Here is a 1,488-nt window from a genome sequence, read left to right as displayed (position 1 = left end):
ATCCGACAGAACATCCAACTCCCCATACGACAAACGGCGATCACCATCCACCACCGCCACCGCACCCGGAGCCCGCACCACCTGCTCCCCGAACAACCCCGACACCGTCCCCGCCGGCACCGGACCCCCACCACCACCCCACCCCGACACAACCAACTCACGCTCGCCACCCACCAACACCTCAACCGACCCGACCAACTGCTCCGGATCCGCGACCATGGCGGTCAACAGCGAACCGAGACGGCGGCCCAGCACCTCCACCGTGCCGTGGTCGAAGAGGTCCGCGGCGTACTGCAGCTCCACCTGGATCCCACCGGGCGTGCCATCGGCAGCCCAGGCCTCGGTGAAGGCGAAGTTGAGGTCGAACCGGGCCGGCGCCGTGTCGAAGGTCTCCGATTCCAGGGTGATGCCCGGGAGTTGGAGGCTGCCCTCGCTGTTGTTCTGCAGGACCAGCATCACCTGGAACAGCGGATGCACCGACGCCGAGCGGACGGGGTTCAGCTCCTCCACCAGGCGCTCGAACGGCAGGTCCTGGTGGGTGAACGCCGCCAGATCCGTGTCCCGGACCCGCCCCAGCAACTCACCGAAGGTCGGCGCACCCGACACATCCGTCCGCAACACCAGCGTGTTCACGAAGAACCCGACCAGCTTGTCCAACGCCTCATCCGAACGCCCCGCCACCACCGTGCCGATGGGGATGTCCGTCCCCGCGCCCAGGCGCGACAACAGAGCCGCCAGGCCCGCGTGCAGCACCATGAACAGCGTCACGCCATGCCGACGCGCCAACACCTCCAACTCCGCGTGCAGCTCCGCATCCAGCCCGAACTCCACCAGACCACCCGCACGCGAAGCCACCCCCGACCGAGGCCGATCCAACGGCAGCGCCACCTCCTGCGGCGCATCCCGCAACACCTCCGACCAGTACGCCAACTGCCGCTCCAGCACCCCACCCAACAGACCCTGCTGCCACAACGTGTAATCCGCGTACTGCACCGGCAACGGCGACCACTCCGGAGCAACCCCGGCCAGGCGCGCGCGGTAGGCCGACGCCACGCCCTCCCACAGCGGCTCCATCGACCAACCGTCACTCGCGATGTGGTGCAAGGTCACCACCAGCACCGACTCGCCCTCGCCGAGCCTGAACAACACCACCCGTACGGGCAGGTCGGTGGACAGGTCGAACGGGGTGAACGCGGCCCCGCGCACCGCCTCGTCCAGCGTGTCGCTCCCGTACTCCACGACCGTGAAGGGCACCTGGACGTCCTGGGCGGGCAGCACCAGCTGGCGGGGCTGTCCGTCGACCGCCGGGTAGACCGTCCGCAGCGCCTCGTGCCGGCCGACCACATCGCCGATCGCTGCACGGAGCGCCTCGACGTCCACCGAGCCGTGCAGGCGGAACGCGAACGGGCTGTTGTACGTGGCGGAAGCACCTTCGAGCTGGTCCAGGAACCACAGCCGCTGCTGCGCGAACGACAGCGGCAGCACCTC

General features: G+C 69.0%; 1 protein-coding gene. It reads right to left on the bottom strand.

Translation table 11 applies throughout. The annotated features are described in order from the left end of the window. Positions 1–1,488: condensation domain-containing protein (locus ACFY4B_RS42590; RefSeq protein WP_387977199.1), on the bottom strand; the 1,488-nt coding region annotated here is incomplete at both ends.

This window comes from Kitasatospora sp. NPDC001261, from assembly GCF_042896795.1.
In the GTDB taxonomy this organism is placed as follows: domain Bacteria; phylum Actinomycetota; class Actinomycetes; order Streptomycetales; family Streptomycetaceae; genus Kitasatospora.
The sequence above is the reverse complement of the archived record's forward strand: the minus strand, read 5'-3'. Positions and strand labels throughout refer to the sequence as shown.